Annotated in this window: 14 protein-coding genes and 1 tRNA gene; 10 read left to right on the top strand and 5 right to left on the bottom strand. The window is 62.7% G+C overall.

The window, feature by feature from the left end:
- Positions 1 to 596: 596 nt before the first annotated feature.
- The 4 genes from VWY60_RS15565 to VWY60_RS15550 form a co-directional block, all read right to left on the bottom strand.
- Positions 597 to 673: transfer RNA gene (locus VWY60_RS15565), tRNA-Arg, on the bottom strand.
- A gap of 120 nt (positions 674 to 793) precedes the next feature.
- Entirely contained in the window at positions 794 to 2182 is a 1389-nt protein-coding gene (locus VWY60_RS15560) for a sensor histidine kinase (RefSeq protein ID WP_416541081.1), read from the bottom strand.
- Positions 2183 to 2198: 16 nt separating this feature from the next.
- On the bottom strand, positions 2199 to 3620 hold the full coding sequence (locus VWY60_RS15555) for a dihydrolipoyl dehydrogenase family protein (protein WP_416541080.1): 1422 nt from the start codon (positions 3618 to 3620) through the stop codon (positions 2199 to 2201).
- A 2-nt stretch (positions 3621 to 3622) separates the two neighbouring features.
- Positions 3623 to 4426, bottom strand: coding sequence for a TVP38/TMEM64 family protein (locus VWY60_RS15550; protein WP_416541079.1), 804 nt, complete (start codon positions 4424 to 4426; stop codon positions 3623 to 3625).
- Positions 4427 to 4800: 374 nt separating this feature from the next.
- Between VWY60_RS15550 and rpmH the strand changes: the two genes are divergently transcribed.
- The 9 genes from rpmH (at position 4801) to yihA (ending at position 12892) form a co-directional block, all read left to right on the top strand.
- Entirely contained in the window at positions 4801 to 4935 is a 135-nt protein-coding gene (gene rpmH / locus VWY60_RS15545; RefSeq protein ID WP_005980833.1) for a 50S ribosomal protein L34, read from the top strand.
- A gap of 26 nt (positions 4936 to 4961) precedes the next feature.
- On the top strand, positions 4962 to 5411 hold the full coding sequence (gene rnpA, locus VWY60_RS15540; protein ID WP_416541078.1) for a ribonuclease P protein component: 450 nt from the start codon (positions 4962 to 4964) through the stop codon (positions 5409 to 5411).
- A 141-nt stretch (positions 5412 to 5552) separates the two neighbouring features.
- Positions 5553 to 5810: a membrane protein insertion efficiency factor YidD gene (gene yidD / locus VWY60_RS15535; RefSeq protein ID WP_340546624.1), complete on the top strand. Its 258-nt coding sequence runs from the start codon at positions 5553 to 5555 to the stop codon at positions 5808 to 5810.
- Between the two features lie 386 nt (positions 5811 to 6196).
- Complete coding sequence (locus VWY60_RS15530) at positions 6197 to 6430, top strand: hypothetical protein (RefSeq protein WP_340546623.1); 234 nt, start codon at positions 6197 to 6199, stop codon at positions 6428 to 6430.
- Positions 6431 to 6537: 107 nt separating this feature from the next.
- A complete protein-coding gene (gene ttcA / locus VWY60_RS15525) occupies positions 6538 to 7425 on the top strand; it encodes a tRNA 2-thiocytidine(32) synthetase TtcA (protein ID WP_340546622.1) in 888 nt (295 codons plus the stop codon).
- Between the two features lie 66 nt (positions 7426 to 7491).
- On the top strand, positions 7492 to 9036 hold the full coding sequence (locus VWY60_RS15520; protein ID WP_416541077.1) for a putative bifunctional diguanylate cyclase/phosphodiesterase: 1545 nt from the start codon (positions 7492 to 7494) through the stop codon (positions 9034 to 9036).
- Between the two features lie 639 nt (positions 9037 to 9675).
- On the top strand, positions 9676 to 11493 hold the full coding sequence (gene yidC / locus VWY60_RS15515) for a membrane protein insertase YidC (protein WP_416541076.1): 1818 nt from the start codon (positions 9676 to 9678) through the stop codon (positions 11491 to 11493).
- Positions 11490 to 12242, top strand: a complete 753-nt coding sequence (locus VWY60_RS15510) for an MOSC domain-containing protein (RefSeq protein WP_416541075.1) — start codon at positions 11490 to 11492, stop codon at positions 12240 to 12242. Before yidC ends, VWY60_RS15510 begins: the two co-directional genes overlap by 4 nt.
- Entirely contained in the window at positions 12242 to 12892 is a 651-nt protein-coding gene (gene yihA, locus VWY60_RS15505; protein ID WP_340546618.1) for a ribosome biogenesis GTP-binding protein YihA/YsxC, read from the top strand. Before VWY60_RS15510 ends, yihA begins: the two co-directional genes overlap by 1 nt.
- 94 nt (positions 12893 to 12986) lie before the next feature.
- Here the strand turns inward: yihA and VWY60_RS15500 are convergent, their stop codons facing one another.
- Entirely contained in the window at positions 12987 to 13715 is a 729-nt protein-coding gene (locus VWY60_RS15500; protein ID WP_416541074.1) for an SDR family NAD(P)-dependent oxidoreductase, read from the bottom strand.
- A 229-nt stretch (positions 13716 to 13944) separates the two neighbouring features.
- Here VWY60_RS15500 and argB point away from each other — a divergent pair, with 229 nt between their 5' ends.
- Complete coding sequence (gene argB, locus VWY60_RS15495; protein WP_416535594.1) at positions 13945 to 14805, top strand: acetylglutamate kinase; 861 nt, start codon at positions 13945 to 13947, stop codon at positions 14803 to 14805.
- Positions 14806 to 14812 lie beyond the last annotated feature (7 nt).

Genomic DNA, 14812 nt, shown 5'->3' with positions numbered 1-14812 from the left:
CGAGAATGTCGGGGGCGCATGGAAACGGATATGGAGAACCCTATCGGACCATGCGCCTCTTGCTTGCTACATCGATGACGAATTTGAAGGTCATGATCTCACTCCTTTGGGATCAAGCGTAGTAAGGATCGTTGCCCCTGGCAACACGCAAAGCTGCCACCCATACACAGCGCAGCATCGGTCAATCCGGACTAACTGCCCGCTTTCGCTGCGTCGCCCATGGACGGCCGCCCTAGGTCTCTAAGCAAAGATCAGGGAAAAGCTGCTCTGGAGTGGTATTGCAAAGCGGCGGCCACAGCTTGCTCGGTCCTTCCAGATCGGCGCTACGCCATACCTGCCAAGGTGACAGCAGAGCCTGCGAGGCCGAATTCTCGGGCGTCTTGTCCCAGGAACCTCCCCGAACGCGCAGATCGGCCCAGAGGCGTTGATGCCGATTGAGCTGCTGTTTTGTGGCCTGCCGCATGTTGGCACAATGCTGCAGCGCATATTTTGCACCAGCATGGAACGCAGGCAGTTATCGCACGTCAGGTCAATGATGTGACGGAAAAGTCAAACAGATCTGACGCTCGAAATCTGACGTCTCATAAAGAGGGAAGTGGCGGACCGAGGAGGATTCGAACCCCCGACCCCTTGATTCGTAGTCAAGTACTCTATCCAGCTGAGCTATCGGTCCACTGCGGCGGGGTTTAAGCGTAGCGGCGCGGGGGTGCAAGTCCAAAATGTCAGATTGCCGCAGGTTTTCTTCTTTTTGCGATTGGGGCGTTCCGACGCGCGGATTGCGGGCACGGCGGCGTCAAAGAGTGCCGTCGCCCTTGGGCAGACAGATATCGAATACCGTGCCCTCAGGACCGGTGTCGCGCAGGACCACCATGCCGCCATGGCCACGGGCCAGTTCGTCGGCGATGGCAAGGCCAAGGCCGGTGCCGCCCTTGCGGATGCCGCCCTGAAACGGGGTAAAGAGATTCTCCCGCGCTTTCACCGGCAGGCCGGGGCCGGTATCGGTGACGGAGATCCACCAGGCCTCGTGATCTTCACGCGCCGACAGGGTGATCTGCCCCGGCTGACCGCTGGCCTCGATCGCCTGACGGGCATTGCGCACCAGGTTCATCACGATGCGGAACAGCTGCTCGGGATCCGCCCGCAGGCTCAGATCGACGGGCACCTCATTGCGGAAGGTGACACGCCCCTCCGCTCCGCCGGCCAGGCTCTCGCTCTCCAGGATGTCCTCCACCTGACCGTGTAGTGCAACCCGGCCAAAGGTAGGCGCCGGCTCCTCTGCCCGGCCAAAGGCCAATGTCCCCTCACAGAGTGAGACCGCGCGGGTGATCGAATTCACCAGCTTCGGCGCGAGGCGCCGCACCAGGGGGTCTTCGCTCATCTCGATACGGTCGGTGAACAGCTGCGCCGAGGTCAGGATATTGCGCAGATCATGGCTGACCTTGGCAACAGCGCCGCCCAGCTGGGCCAGCCGTTCGCGCTGTTTCAGCGCATGGGTCAGCTCGGTCTGCAACTGCATCAGCGCCTCTTCGGCCTCGCGCAGCTCACGCACACCGGCGCTGGGGTGGATGATCCCGCGGGCATCCTCCGGCGCCGCCGCATAGCGCTGCATATAGCCGATGACCCCCTTGATCGGCTTCACCATGAACCGGCGCACCGCAGCAAACAGCAGAACGGCAGTAAAGATCGAGATCACCGCCGAGAGCAGCAGAATACGCAGCCCGTAATCAATCATCGCATCGCGCAGACCCTTGGTTTCAATCGTGATTTCAATCAGAAGACCAGCGTCGCGCACCGGCGCACCAATCACCCGGATGATCTGGTTTTCCGACGTGACCAGCCGCTGCATGGCGTGGCCGATCAGTGCAAACGGGCTGCTCATCCGCAGATCATAAGTGCCCGAAATCGGCGCCGGGATCGGTGAAGACAGCACCAGCTGGCGCACTTCGTCCCGCCGCAGAACCACGTTGAAGACACCGGCATTCTCCAAAAGCTCCGCCTCCAGCTCGGTGTCCAGCATGTCATCCGCCAATAGCGCCAGCGACGCGATCTGCGCCCGCTCCAGACGGTCGGCCAGATAATCGAGACGGAACCGGGATACGGAGGGCACAAAGATCAGGATCTCGGCCAACATCACGAAGACCGTGGTCAGGATCAGGAATCTGCCTGAAAGCGTATTGAGCATTCAGCCCCTTCCGGCGTTACGGGAGCCAGCGCTGCACAAATTGCACCACTCGTTTCACCATTGGACTATCAAAAAGCCGTGGCGAGAAATAGGCCCCTGCGACGCGTTTATTCACTTCTGAAATGGTGGGATAGGGCGCCACCATTGCCGCGACCCCACTCATCTTCAGGTTATTGGCGATGGCCATCGACCACAGCGCCACCAGCTCCCCCGCCTGATGCCCCACGACAGAGGCGCCGACCGGGCGCCCCTTGACCACCATGACCTTGATCAGGCCGGTGCTGTGACGTTCGGCCAGCGCGCGGTCGTTGTGGTGATAGTCGAACCGCGCCACCTCCATCCGGTCACCATGTTTCTCGCGCGCCTGCGCCTCTGTGAGCCCGACATGCGCCAGCTCGGGCGCGGTATAGGTGGCCCAGGGAATATGGCTGGTCTTGGCTTTCGACGGCAGGCCGAACAGGATCGACCGGATGATCACACTGGCATGATAGCCCGCCACATGGGTGAACTGCATCCCGCCCGCGACATCACCAATGGCATAGACCCGGCGGTTGCTGCTGCGCAGACTGTCGTCCACCACCACGCCCGCGCGGTTGGTCTCGACACCGGCGGCCTCCAGATTCAGCCGGTCGATATTGGCCTTGCGCCCCACCGCCATCAGGAGGTGGCTGCCGTCGAACACCCGGCCATCCTTCGCGGTGACGCGAATGCCGCCATCCTCGGTGGAGGCGACAGTTTCCGCCTGCGCGCCTTCGGCAATCTCGACGCCCTCCTCGCTCAGCTGGTCCAGCACGATGGCCGCCAGCTCCGGGTCGTCCTTGCCCAGCGCCTTGTCGCCCTCGATCACCGTGACCTGACTGCCCAGCCGGATGTGCGCCTGCGCCATCTCCATGCCAATCGGACCACCGCCGATGATCAGCAGGTGATCGGGCCGCTCGCGCAGGTCAAACAGCGTCTCATTGGTATAATAGGGCACATCGGCCAGCCCGTCGATTGGGGGCACTAGGGGCGAGGATCCGGTGGCAATCACGATGCGCCGGGCGGTGATGCGGTGCTCCCCGGCCTCGACCACACGATCATCGACAAACCGTCCATAGGCGCGGATCACCCGCACACCAAACCCTTCGAACCGCTCCTGGCTGTCGACCGGGGCGATGGTCGCGATCACGTCCTGCACGTGGTCCTTGGCGGCGGCGTAATCCACCACCGGCAGCTGATCGGCGACACCATAGGCGCTGGCATGGGCCTGCCCATAGGCCACCTTGGCACTGGCCAGCAGCGATTTCGACGGCACGCAGCCATAGTTCAGACAGTCGCCGCCCATCTTGTGCCCTTCCAGCAGCACGACGTCGGCGCCCATCTGACTTGCCCCTGCCGCAACAGAGAGACCGCCCGACCCGGCGCCGATCACAAGAAGATCGCAGGTTAGCTCTTGCATGGTCACTGGTCCTTTCCGGAGGCCGCGGGACGGCGTTTCTTCAGCAGCATGGGCAGCGCCGCCAACACGCACAGGCCAAGGATCGGCCCGATCACAAACGGCTCCCACAACAGCGACAGATCAGGTGTCCCGCCCCGGTCAAACACCGCACCAAGGCCCACACCAATCCAAGTAAAGACGATGGCGCCGGGGATGATCCCCACCGCCGTGGTCCACAGGAAATTCACCAGCTTCACCCCGACCAGCGCGGGCAGCAGATTGGCGACAAAAAACGGCACCGCAGGCACCAGCCGCAGCAGCAGCAGCACCTCGATCTCATTTCCCCGCAGGGCCTGTTTGAGGATGCGCACGCGCCCCTCCGCCGCTTCCAGCCGGTGGGTCAGCATCGCTCCAAGCCCCCAGCGCGCCGCCAGAAAGATGCCAACCGCACCAATGGTGGCTGCCAGCACGTTGAACAGCGTGCCCGCCACCAGACCAAACAGGAACCCGCCAGTGACGGAGGCCACAGCGGCGCCCGGCAACGAGAAGACAACAATTGTCACATAGGCCAGCACAAACAGGCCAACGAGGCCCAGATAATTCTCATCGCGAAACGCCATCAGCGCCACCCGATTGTCGCGCAGCGTCTCAAACGTCAGGTAATCGCCCAGCGTCATCGCCCCGATCACCGCAACAACCAGCACCACGGCCAGCGGCAGGAACCGGGTCAGCGCCGGTTTCTTCTCTCCCCTGTCACGCGATTCGGCTGCGGTGGGCTGGGCCGGAGAATGCTCCGCGATATCGGGCTGCTCGGGATGATCTGGCATCGGTGGTCAAATCCTGCTGTCTTGGGCCAGTGGCTGGCCGGTCATGGTCGGCACCGCAGACGCGGCGGGTCTGTGTCTCTGGCTACCTGCTAAATGGCCCCGGTACGAGACCACGGGCGATATCTTCACGCCCGCTTGATCATTGCCTGCAAAAAAGTGAGCCAAACAGCGCGCGCCCCTCTGTCTGTTACAAATATCTTCTGCTAAAGGGGCTTCAGCGCCCGGTTTTCATGGAAATGTTGCATTTCGTGCAGAAAACAACCGCCTTGGGGTTTGACTCGCCGGTCATTCCCTTCTAGAGACCGGGCTTCGAGATAGACCCCCGGGTGGCCGATTCCGCGCCGTCCCGATGTAAACAGTTGGAGACCGGAGCGATGAAACGCACCTATCAGCCTTCGAACCTGGTTCGCAAACGCCGCCACGGCTTCCGTGCGCGCATGGCCACCAAGGCAGGCCGCAAGATCCTGAACGCACGCCGCGCACGCGGTCGCAAGTCGCTGAGCGCGTAATCGCGCCCAGCACTGTTCAGACGGACATGACACCGCCGGAGACCCCCAAGGACGGCTCAGCTGCCCAAGGGACCAGGTCTCCGGCGGTGTCCGTTTGCGTATCTGATACCTTGGGCCGCCCACTGCCCCGCCCGGAGGTGATCGCCAAACGCCGCGACTTTCTCGCGGCGGCACGCGCCCGCCGTCAGGGCACCAAGGGAATGATGGTGCAGGGTCGCAAACGCCGCCAGGACAGCGAAGCCGGCGGCGATGCCATCCGCATGGGCTTTACTTGCTCCAAGAAGGTCGGCAATGCCGTGGCCCGCAACCGCGCCAAACGCCGCCTGCGCGAAGTCGCCCGGCTGATTCTGCCCCTGCATGGCCGGTCCGGCTGGGACTATGTCCTGATCGGGCGCGCGACAGAGACCGCCGAGCGCCCCTTTGAAGATCTGCAAAACGATCTCATCTACGCGCTGAAGAAAATCCACGGCAAGTAATCGTTTCCGAAGGCGATTTGCCCGGCAGGGAACTGGCGCAGCACACGGCCCCTCTCCCCACGGGAAGGCGGCTCCGCTCTCCCCCCGCACTCAGGCGCGGTCCTGATTGCCATACCGCTCAACTCTGCCTATCTAACTCCCATGACCCCGCTGGCCCATCTCCTTGCCCTGCCCGTGCGCGCCTATCGGCTGCTGTTCAGCCCCTGGGTCGGCTTCAACTGCCGCTATCAGCCCACCTGCTCGGCCTATGCGCTTGAGGCACTGGAGAAACACGGTGCCCTCCGTGGGGCATGGCTGACGCTGCGCCGGATCGGCCGCTGCCACCCGTTTGGCGGCGATGGCTACGACCCGGTGCCGGGCTGTGACCACAGCCATGACAAGACCGCAGATCGACGATAACCGGTCCGGGCCGATGCCCGCCAAAGCTGCGCGCCATTTCTGCCACAGTATGGAATACCGGTATAACCGGGGCAGTCGGGCCGTGCTAAGGCTCTGAAACGATCAACCTATAGATGCAGGAGGGCTGTTCATGAATAAGTTTGTTCAATCGCGACGTGCTCCTGCGGGCTGTACAGGACAGGCACGCGCCTGATCCAGTCTGCCTTGATCGCGGCTCAGCACTGATGTGCGCCCGATCTGATCGTACCATCCCAGACCACCCCTAGCGAAGCCATCGTCGACGCCTGTCTTTGATCCGGTCTTCGACCCCGTCTTTGCTGCACGGTCTGGGCACATCTGTCATCTTTCACAACAAAGGACCCGTCTGCATGCAGCCGGAAACACGCATGACATCTACACAATTTCCCACCCCGCTCCGCGACCCCCATGCCGCATTGGCGCAGATTCTGGCCGATCTTGGTCTGCGCCGGACCTTGACGGCGATCCTGCGTCAGATGATTGCCGCACAAAGCCCGCCGCGCAGACGCGCCAGCACGCTGCCGATCTGCAACCATCTGCGCCGGGATATTGGCCTGCCACCGCTCGCCGACAGGCTGCCATCGTCGCGCCCCTATTTCTGATCCCGGCTGACGATCCCGGTTGACGATCCCGGCGGGCAGAAGCCTGCTACCCGCCGGGATCACCTTTTTTCCTTGGCAAAACGCCGATCCTCGGCTAGGGCGCGCCCATGCTTGATGATGATCTGGACGATATCCACCCGCTGTTTGCCGGCGCCCCCTCGACGACGGAGTTCAAGAAACTCCGCAAACGGATCGTGCGCTACGCCCGTGAGGCGATAGACCAATATGGCATGGTCGAGCGGCGCGAGGACGGCAGCACGCCGAAATGGCTGGTCTGCCTGTCGGGCGGCAAGGACAGCTATACCCTGCTGGCGGTGCTTTATGAGCTGAAGTGGCGGGGATTGCTGCCCGTTGATCTCCTGGCCTGCAACCTCGATCAGGGCCAGCCCGGTTTTCCGGCCACCGTGCTGCCGGAGTTTCTGGAAAAGATGGGCGTGCCGCACCGCATCGAATATCAGGACACCTATAGTATCGTGATGGATAAGGTCCCGCAGGGCCGCACCTTCTGCGCGCTCTGCTCGCGCCTGCGCCGGGGCAACCTCTACCGCATCGCGCGCGAGGAAGGCTGCTCTGCGGTGGTGCTCGGCCATCATCGCGACGACATTCTGGAAACCTTCTTCATGAACCTGTTCCACGGGGGTCGTCTGGCAACCATGCCGCCGAAACTGGTCAATGAAGAGGGCGATCTGTTCGTGTTTCGCCCCCTCGCCCATGTCGCCGAGGTGGACTGTGAAAAATTCGCCAAGGCTCTGAATTATCCGATCATTCCCTGCGATCTCTGCGGCAGCCAGGACGGGTTGCAGCGCCAGCAGGTGAAACAGATCCTCGATCAGTGGGAATCAAACAGCCCCGGACGCCGTCAGGTGATGTTCCGGGCGTTGATGAATGCCCGTCCCTCGCATCTTCTGGACCCCAAGCTGTTCGATTTTTCCGCTCTTATGTTGAAAAAACCTGATTTGGGGACGGATTCGGACGAAATTCCCGATTTGCGTTAACTTGCCGGTCAGACCGCGACCTTAATCTGTAGCCAGCACCACATGCCGTAGGTGAAAGGTCTACAGATGACAAAAATGCTGTCGCAGACGCTGACACAGGTCAGGAAACGGATTGCCCCGGTGCTGCTGGGGCCGCCGCTGCTTGCGTTTTTGCCGGCCCTCACACTGGCAACTTTCTGGATGGGTGGCGAGGTGGCGCTGCTGGCCGTTGCTCTTGGCCTGCCGCTGGTTCTTGTCGCCTCCGGTGGCTTTTCCTATTTCCGCCGCCCCGCCATGCCACGCGACAGCCTGACCGGCATGATGATGCGCGACGGGTTCAGCGAAATCGTCTCGGAAGTTTATGACAGCGCCGCGGATACCGGCCTGCGCTCGGCCGTGTTTGTGCTTGAGCTTGATGACTTCAAGGAGCTGGCGCAGCGCCACGGCCAGGAAACCGCCGATCAGCTGGTCAACCGCTGTGGCGACCGCATCATCTCCATCCTGCGCCCGCAGGACTATGTCGCCCGGATTGGCGATTCTCGGTTTGCCATCTGCCTCACACCGGTGTTGCAAATGGATCTGGAACTCTCGATCCAGATGGCCGGACGGCTTCAGGCCGCCATCGAAGAGCCAATTTCGGTTGATGGTGCCTCTCTCTATATTTCCTGTTCCATCGGATTCTGCCTCCATAGCCGCAGCCCGAAACCGGCAGGCAGCGACTGGATGGGCGCCGCCTGCACGGCCCTGCTGGACGCGCAGAACAATGGCCCCTCCGGCATTCGCGCCTTCTCCCCCGAAATGGATCAGCGCAGCAAGGCGCGCGGAGACATGATCGACGAGGTGACCGAGGCACTGGAAAACGGTCAGATCCAGGCCTGGTTCCAGCCGCAGATCTGCACCGACACCGGCCGTGTCTCCGGGTTTGAGGCGCTGGCCCGCTGGTCCCATCCGGTACGCGGGATGATCGCGCCCATGTCCTTCCTGCCCTATCTGGAGAGCGCCGGGCTGATGGAACGATTGAGCGAAATCATGCTCTACAACGCGCTCACCGCGCTCAAAGCCTGGGATGCCGCCGGCCTGCATGTCCCCTCGGTCGGTGTGAATTTCGCCACCGACGAGTTGCGCAACGCCAATCTGGTGGAGCGTATTCAATGGGAGCTTGAGCGTTTTGGCCTCACCCCGGACCGGCTCTGCGTCGAGATCCTCGAAACCGTGATGACCGACCGCCCGGATGACATGATCGTCCGCAATATCGCCGCCCTTGGCGAATTGGGCTGCGGCATTGATCTGGATGATTTCGGCACCGGCCATGCCTCCATCGCGGCGGTCCAGCGGTTCCGCGTATCCCGGATCAAGATCGACCGCTCCTTCGTCATGAAGGCCGACCGCGACCCCGAACAGCAAAAGCTGATTGCCGCCATCCTGACCATGGCCGAACGGCTGGAGCTGGAAACCCTCGCCGAAGGGGTGGAGACCGTTGGCGAACATGCCCTCCTGTCCCAGCTGGGCTGCGATCACGTGCAGGGCTTTGGCATTGGCCGTCCGATGCCCTTTGATCAGACTCTCGACTGGATCGCCGCCCATGAGGCAAAGCTGCAGGAGGCCCCCAGTATCGGGCGCCACAGCAGCTGATCCGCTGACATCCCAGTCCCCCGCCCTTCGGCGACCACCTATGCAATCGGCCCCGGTTGGTTCCGGTTGGTTTCGGTTGCCCCCTGTCTGCGCGCGCCGCTCAGTCACGGGTTCTGCTTCGGCCTGGCGCAGCGATCCGGCGGTTCTGCGCAGGAACTCCCGGCGACCGGCTCGACCTCGGCAGGTTCGGCACAGCAAAACGAGCGCCCTCGGCCGCTGAGGGTCTTGTGCCTTATGCGTGCGGGCATCATTGGCGCGCGGTCTCTTGCGGTCCAGTCACGCGCGCTGCCCACTCCCGCCCGTTCTCAATCCCGCCCGCTCCCAGCCCCGCCCGTTCCCCGTTCCCAGCTCCCCGTTCCCAGTCCCGCCCTCCCGCAGCCTTGCCGCCTCCTCGCTCCCACCCGGGGCGGCCTGCACCGCCGGTTGATCCACCGCGACATGGATCTGCTGTCGTAGGCCGCGCGCCGCGCCCGACGGGTCGCGACATGCCGCCCTGATCCGGCAATTGCGCCAGGGATCGGACGAAATCCCCCTTCAACCGCGTCGCAAGGACACGATGGGGGCGATTCCGCTTGACCTTTGGGGGGCATCTCTGTTGAACCACACCCTGTCATTCCATACACGAGGTGGCAGTCCCCAATGGACGATCAGAACAAGAACCTTCTTCTCGCAACCGCGCTTAGCTTCCTGGTGATTCTGGGGTGGTATATCTTTTTCCCCCCACCAGAGCCGCAGATCCAGCCGGACGCCGTGGTCGCGGAGACAACCGCCACAGGCGATGTCGTGACCGCGCCTGCTGCGGCCAATCCTGCGGCCGGAACCCATGGCGCTGATGTCAGCGCCGAAGCTGAGGCCGCTGCGGATGCGCCGCGTCTCACCATCGACACGCCGCGCGTCTCCGGCAGCATTTCCCTGAAAGGCGGGCGTCTCGACGATCTGTCTCTCAAGGATTACCGCGTCTCGCTGGAAGAGGGTGCCGCCATCGTCAAGATGCTGTCCCCCGCCGGTGATCCCAATGCCTATTACGCCCTTTACGGCTGGGCGCCCGGTGCCGGGCTGGGTCCCGACGACGTGCCCGGGGCCAACACCCTGTGGCAGGCCGATACCGAGGCAACCCTGACCCCGGACACCCCGGTCACGCTCAGCTGGGATAATGGCAAGGGGCTCACCTTCACCCGCACCATCGCGGTGGATGAGGATTACCTCTTTACCATCACCCAGTCGGTCACCAACGCCTCCGGCGCGACCGTGGCGCTGGCGCCCTATGGCACCCTGGCGCGCCATGGTGAGCCGCAGGACCTGAAGAATTTCTTCATCCTGCATGAAGGCGTGATCGGCATGGCCGACGGCACCCTGGCCGAAATCGACTATGACGACATGACCGATTTCGAGATCGACCCCCGCACCGGCGCCCGCGCCGCCGTGACCGCGGTCGAGACCAACGGCTGGATCGGCTTCACCGATCATTACTGGATGTCGACCCTGGTGCCGGATCCCGGCCAGCCGTTCCGCTCCATCGCCAAATTCGATGAGCGCCGCGACATCTACCAGACCGATATCGTGCTGCCGACCGTCACCGTCGCCGATGGCGAAACCAGCGCAGCCACCACCATGCTGTTTGCCGGTGCCAAGGAATGGGCGACCATTCGCGGCTACCAGAAAGACGGCATCGAGGGCTTCCTCGACAGCATCGACTGGGGCTGGTTCTTCTTCCTGACCAAGCCGATCTTTGCGGTTCTGCACTGGCTGAACGCGTTGATTGGCAACATGGGCTGGGCGATCATCGGCCTGACCGTGCTGATCAAGCTCCTCGTTTTCCCGCTGGCTTATAAATCCTACGCCTCCATGGCGAAGATGAAAGAGCTGCAGCCGCGGATGGAGGAGATCAAGGAGAAGGCGGGCGACGACCGTCAGAAACTCCAGCAGGAGATGATGGCGCTCTACAAGAAGGAAAAGGTCAACCCGGCCGCCGGCTGTCTGCCGATCCTGATCCAGATCCCGATCTTCTTCTCGCTCTACAAGGTGATCTTTGTGACGCTGGAACTGCGTCACGCGCCCTTCTTTGGTCCGTTCCAGGATCTGAGCGCGCCGGATCCGACCTCGATCATGAACCTCTTTGGCCTGCTGCCGTTTGCCGCTCCGGTCGAGGGCACGCTGATGGCGACGATCTTCATCGGGATTCTGCCGATCCTTCTCGGTATCTCGATGTGGTTGCAGCAGAAACTGAACCCGGCACCCACCGATCCGACCCAGCAGATGATCTTTGCCTGGATGCCGTGGGTCTTCATGTTCATGCTGGGCGGCTTTGCCTCCGGTCTGGTGGTCTACTGGATCGCGAACAACACCATCACCTTCACGCAGCAGTATTTGATCATGCGCAGCCACGGCTACAAGCCGGATGTCTTCGGCAATATCAAATCCGGCTTCAAGAAAACGCCAAAGGCTGAAAAGAAATGAGCGAAGGCATAACTCATATCTGGCGGCATCCGATCAAATCACATGGTCGGGAGCCGCTAGAGAGCGCCTCTTTGGTCGCCGGGCAGTGTCTGCCCGGCGATCGCGTTTGGGCGGTTGCGCATGAGGCCTCCAAGGCTGACGGCAGCGCCTGGGCGCCCTGCGCCAATTTCAGCCGTGTCGCCAAGGCACCGCAGCTGATGGCGCTTGAAGCCCGCTATGACGAGGCCACGGACCAGGTCACCCTGAGCCACCCGCAGCTGGACAACCTCAGCTTCAGCCCCGATGACGCGGCGGATCTGCCGCGGTTTCTGGACTGGGTGCGCCCCCTGATGCCAGAGGACCGCGCCGCCTCGGCCCGCATTCTGCGGGTTCCGGGCCGTGGCATGACCGACAGCGATTTCCCGTCGATCAGCCTGTGCAACTGGGCGTCTCACCGCGCGGTGGAAACCGCCATTGGCCATGGGCTGTCGCCGCAGCGCTGGCGCGGCAACATCTGGTTTGACACCGGCACCGCCTGGGAAGAAAACACCTGGATCGGGCGCGACGTGCAGATCGGCGAGGCGGTGCTGACCGTCCGTGAACGCACCGTGCGCTGTCTGGCCACCACAACCAACCCCGAGACCGGCGAGCGTGACGCAGATACGCTCAAGACGCTGCGCGACACCTGGGGTCACCAGGACTTTGCTGTCTATGCAGAGGTCATCAAAGACGGCGCGATCCGCGTCGGCGATAGTATAAAGGTGCTCTGATGCAGATGCCGTTCCCCCTGGCCGAATCGCCAGATGAAATCATGACCGAAAAAGGCCGCAAGCTGTTTGCCGGCCAGTCGGAATTTGTCAAAGGCGTGGTCGCCATGTCCGGCCTGCCCCCCGCCGACCGGATCGAGGTCTGTTTCGCGGGCCGCTCCAACGTGGGCAAATCCAGCCTGATCAACGCGCTGACCGGGACCAAAGGTCTGGCGCGGGCCTCCAACACGCCGGGGCGTACGCAGGAAATCAACTACTTCACCCAAGGCCCCGATCTCTATCTGGTCGACCTTCCGGGCTATGGTTACGCCAATGCGCCGCTGCCGATTGTCGAGAAATGGCAGCGCCTGCTGAAACAATATCTCTCCGGTCGCCAGACCCTGCGCCGTGCCTTTGTGCTGATCGACAGCCGTCACGGCATCAAAGCCGTCGATGACGAGATCATGACCCGGCTCGACAGCTCTGCGGTCACCTTTCAATGCGTGATGACCAAAGCCGACAAGGTCAAGGACAAGGACCGCGCCGCAATCATGGAGCAGGTCCGCAAGGCGCTGTCCAAACACCCGGCAGCCTACCCGGAGATCGTGCTGACCTCCTCGGAGAAAGGCGACGGCATCGCCACGCTGCGCTCGATCATCGCGGGTCTGGAATAACGCAGCTGTTGCGCAGCCCGCCACATGGAACCGCCCCCGCGATCAGCCGATCCCGGGGGCGTTTTCGTCTCTGATAGCTGCATTAGAGCCGCTATCAGACGTGCTGCGCGCCATTCACCTCAATCTCCGCACCGGAGATATAGGAGCTTTCGCCCGAACACAGGAAATAGATCGCGGCCGCCACCTCCTCCGGCTGACCCAGCCGTTGCAGCGGCAGTTTCTCGACGATCTTGTCGGTGCCCGGCGACAGGATCGCGGTCTCCACCTCGCCCGGCGCAATCGCATTGACGCGCACGCCCAGAGGGCCGAAATCATGCGCCATTTCGCGGGTCAGCGCCGCCAGCGCCGCCTTCGAGGTGGCATAGGCCGCGCCCGCAAACGGATGCACCCGGCTGCCCGCGATCGAGGTCACATTGACAACCGAGCCCTTGGCCGCCGCCAATTCGTCCTTCAACCCCCGCGCCAGCACGACAGAGGAGAAGAAATTCACGTGGAACACCTTGCCCCAGGTCATCAGATCTGTGTCCAGCGTGTTCAGCCGCGCGCCATCCGGACCCTTGGGGGACACGCCCGCATTGTTGACCAGCGCATCCAGCTGTCCACCCAAGAGGTCCTGAATTTCACCCACCTTGTTTATCGTGTCGGTCGGATCGGACAGGTCCACCTGTATGTGATTCTCCTCACCTCCGCCCCAGGGGCATTCCGCCGGAAACGGCTGGCGCGAACAGGTGATCACCCGCCAGCCTTCGGCATTGAACCGCTGCACCGTCGCATGGCCAATGCCGCGGCTTGCACCGGTCAGCAACAGGGTTTTCTTACGCATGGCTACCATTCCTTGGCCTCAGGCCCGTGTCGGAGGCCGCTCTGACCTCACAGCCCGCAGGCCCCGTTTCGGTATCTGTCGCGGCGACCCTAGCAGCCTTTGCGACAGCTGCAATGCCGCGAATGCAGGGCCGGCGCTTGGCACCGCGCCCAGAACCGCGTAACACAATCCCCATGGCACAGCCGCCTGCGCCGTCTGCGACGGACGGCCCGTCCCAGGGATTGCAACGATGAAGAAACAAGACATGAACCGCGATTGGATTGCCACAGCCGAGACCCTTTCAAGCGCCCTGCCCTATCTGCAGCGCTATGACGGCGCCATCGTCGTGATCAAGCTGGGCGGTCACGCCATGGGCAGCGACGAGGCCATGGATACCTTTGCCCGCGACATCGTGCTGATGCGTCAGGTCGGGGTGAACCCGGTGATCGTCCATGGCGGCGGCCCGATGATCAATGCCATGCTCGACAAGCTGCAGATCAAATCCGATTTCGTGAACGGCAAGCGGGTCACCGATGCCGCCACGATGGAAGTGGTGGAGATGGTGCTCTCCGGCGTGGTGAACAAACGTATCGTGCAGGCCATCAACCGCCAGGGCGGCGCTGCTGTCGGTCTGTCCGGCAAGGATGCCAATCTGATCACCTGCACCCAGACCGACCCGGATCTGGGCTATGTCGGCACCCCGTCTGAAATGGATCCAAGCGTGCTGAACCATCTCTTTGAACAGGATATGATCCCGGTGATCGCCCCCATCGGCGCAGGCCCCAACGGCGAGACGTTCAATATCAACGGCGACACCGCCGCCGGCGCCATCGCCGCATCGCTCAAGGCTGACCGGCTGCTGCTGCTCACGGATGTGTCTGGCGTAAAGAACAGCGACGGCGATGTCGTGACCGAGCTGAAGGCCGCCGATGTCGAAGCGATGACCCGCGACGGCGTGATCCTCGGCGGCATGATCCCGAAGACGGAAACCGCGCTCTCCGCCGTGCGCAGCGGTGTGCGGGCCTGTACCATCGTTGATGGCCGGGTACCCAATGCCGTGCTGCTGGAACTCTTCACCGATCACGGCGCCGGTTCGATGATCCGTCCCTGAGGCGGCA

The organism is Phaeobacter sp. JH20_26 (assembly GCF_048056275.1).
Classification (GTDB): domain Bacteria; phylum Pseudomonadota; class Alphaproteobacteria; order Rhodobacterales; family Rhodobacteraceae; genus Phaeobacter; species Phaeobacter bryozoorum.
The sequence above is the reverse complement of the archived record's forward strand: the minus strand, read 5'-3'. Positions and strand labels throughout refer to the sequence as shown.

What these genes read in the sequence shown, in the direction of transcription:
- VWY60_RS15560 (WP_416541081.1), bottom strand. Translation starts at nt 2,182, where the DNA reads ATGCTCAATACGCTTTCAGGCAGATTCCTGATCCTGACCACGGTCTTC.
- VWY60_RS15555 (WP_416541080.1), bottom strand. Translation starts at nt 3,620, where the DNA reads ATGCAAGAGCTAACCTGCGATCTTCTTGTGATCGGCGCCGGGTCGGGC.
- VWY60_RS15550 (WP_416541079.1), bottom strand. Translation starts at nt 4,426, where the DNA reads ATGCCAGATCATCCCGAGCAGCCCGATATCGCGGAGCATTCTCCGGCC.
- rpmH (WP_005980833.1), top strand. Translation starts at nt 4,801, where the DNA reads ATGAAACGCACCTATCAGCCTTCGAACCTGGTTCGCAAACGCCGCCAC.
- rnpA (WP_416541078.1), top strand. Translation starts at nt 4,962, where the DNA reads ATGACACCGCCGGAGACCCCCAAGGACGGCTCAGCTGCCCAAGGGACC.
- yidD (WP_340546624.1), top strand. Translation starts at nt 5,553, where the DNA reads ATGACCCCGCTGGCCCATCTCCTTGCCCTGCCCGTGCGCGCCTATCGG.
- VWY60_RS15530 (WP_340546623.1), top strand. Translation starts at nt 6,197, where the DNA reads ATGACATCTACACAATTTCCCACCCCGCTCCGCGACCCCCATGCCGCA.
- ttcA (WP_340546622.1), top strand. Translation starts at nt 6,538, where the DNA reads ATGCTTGATGATGATCTGGACGATATCCACCCGCTGTTTGCCGGCGCC.
- VWY60_RS15520 (WP_416541077.1), top strand. Translation starts at nt 7,492, where the DNA reads ATGACAAAAATGCTGTCGCAGACGCTGACACAGGTCAGGAAACGGATT.
- yidC (WP_416541076.1), top strand. Translation starts at nt 9,676, where the DNA reads ATGGACGATCAGAACAAGAACCTTCTTCTCGCAACCGCGCTTAGCTTC.
- VWY60_RS15510 (WP_416541075.1), top strand. Translation starts at nt 11,490, where the DNA reads ATGAGCGAAGGCATAACTCATATCTGGCGGCATCCGATCAAATCACAT.
- yihA (WP_340546618.1), top strand. Translation starts at nt 12,242, where the DNA reads ATGCAGATGCCGTTCCCCCTGGCCGAATCGCCAGATGAAATCATGACC.
- VWY60_RS15500 (WP_416541074.1), bottom strand. Translation starts at nt 13,715, where the DNA reads ATGCGTAAGAAAACCCTGTTGCTGACCGGTGCAAGCCGCGGCATTGGC.
- argB (WP_416535594.1), top strand. Translation starts at nt 13,945, where the DNA reads ATGAAGAAACAAGACATGAACCGCGATTGGATTGCCACAGCCGAGACC.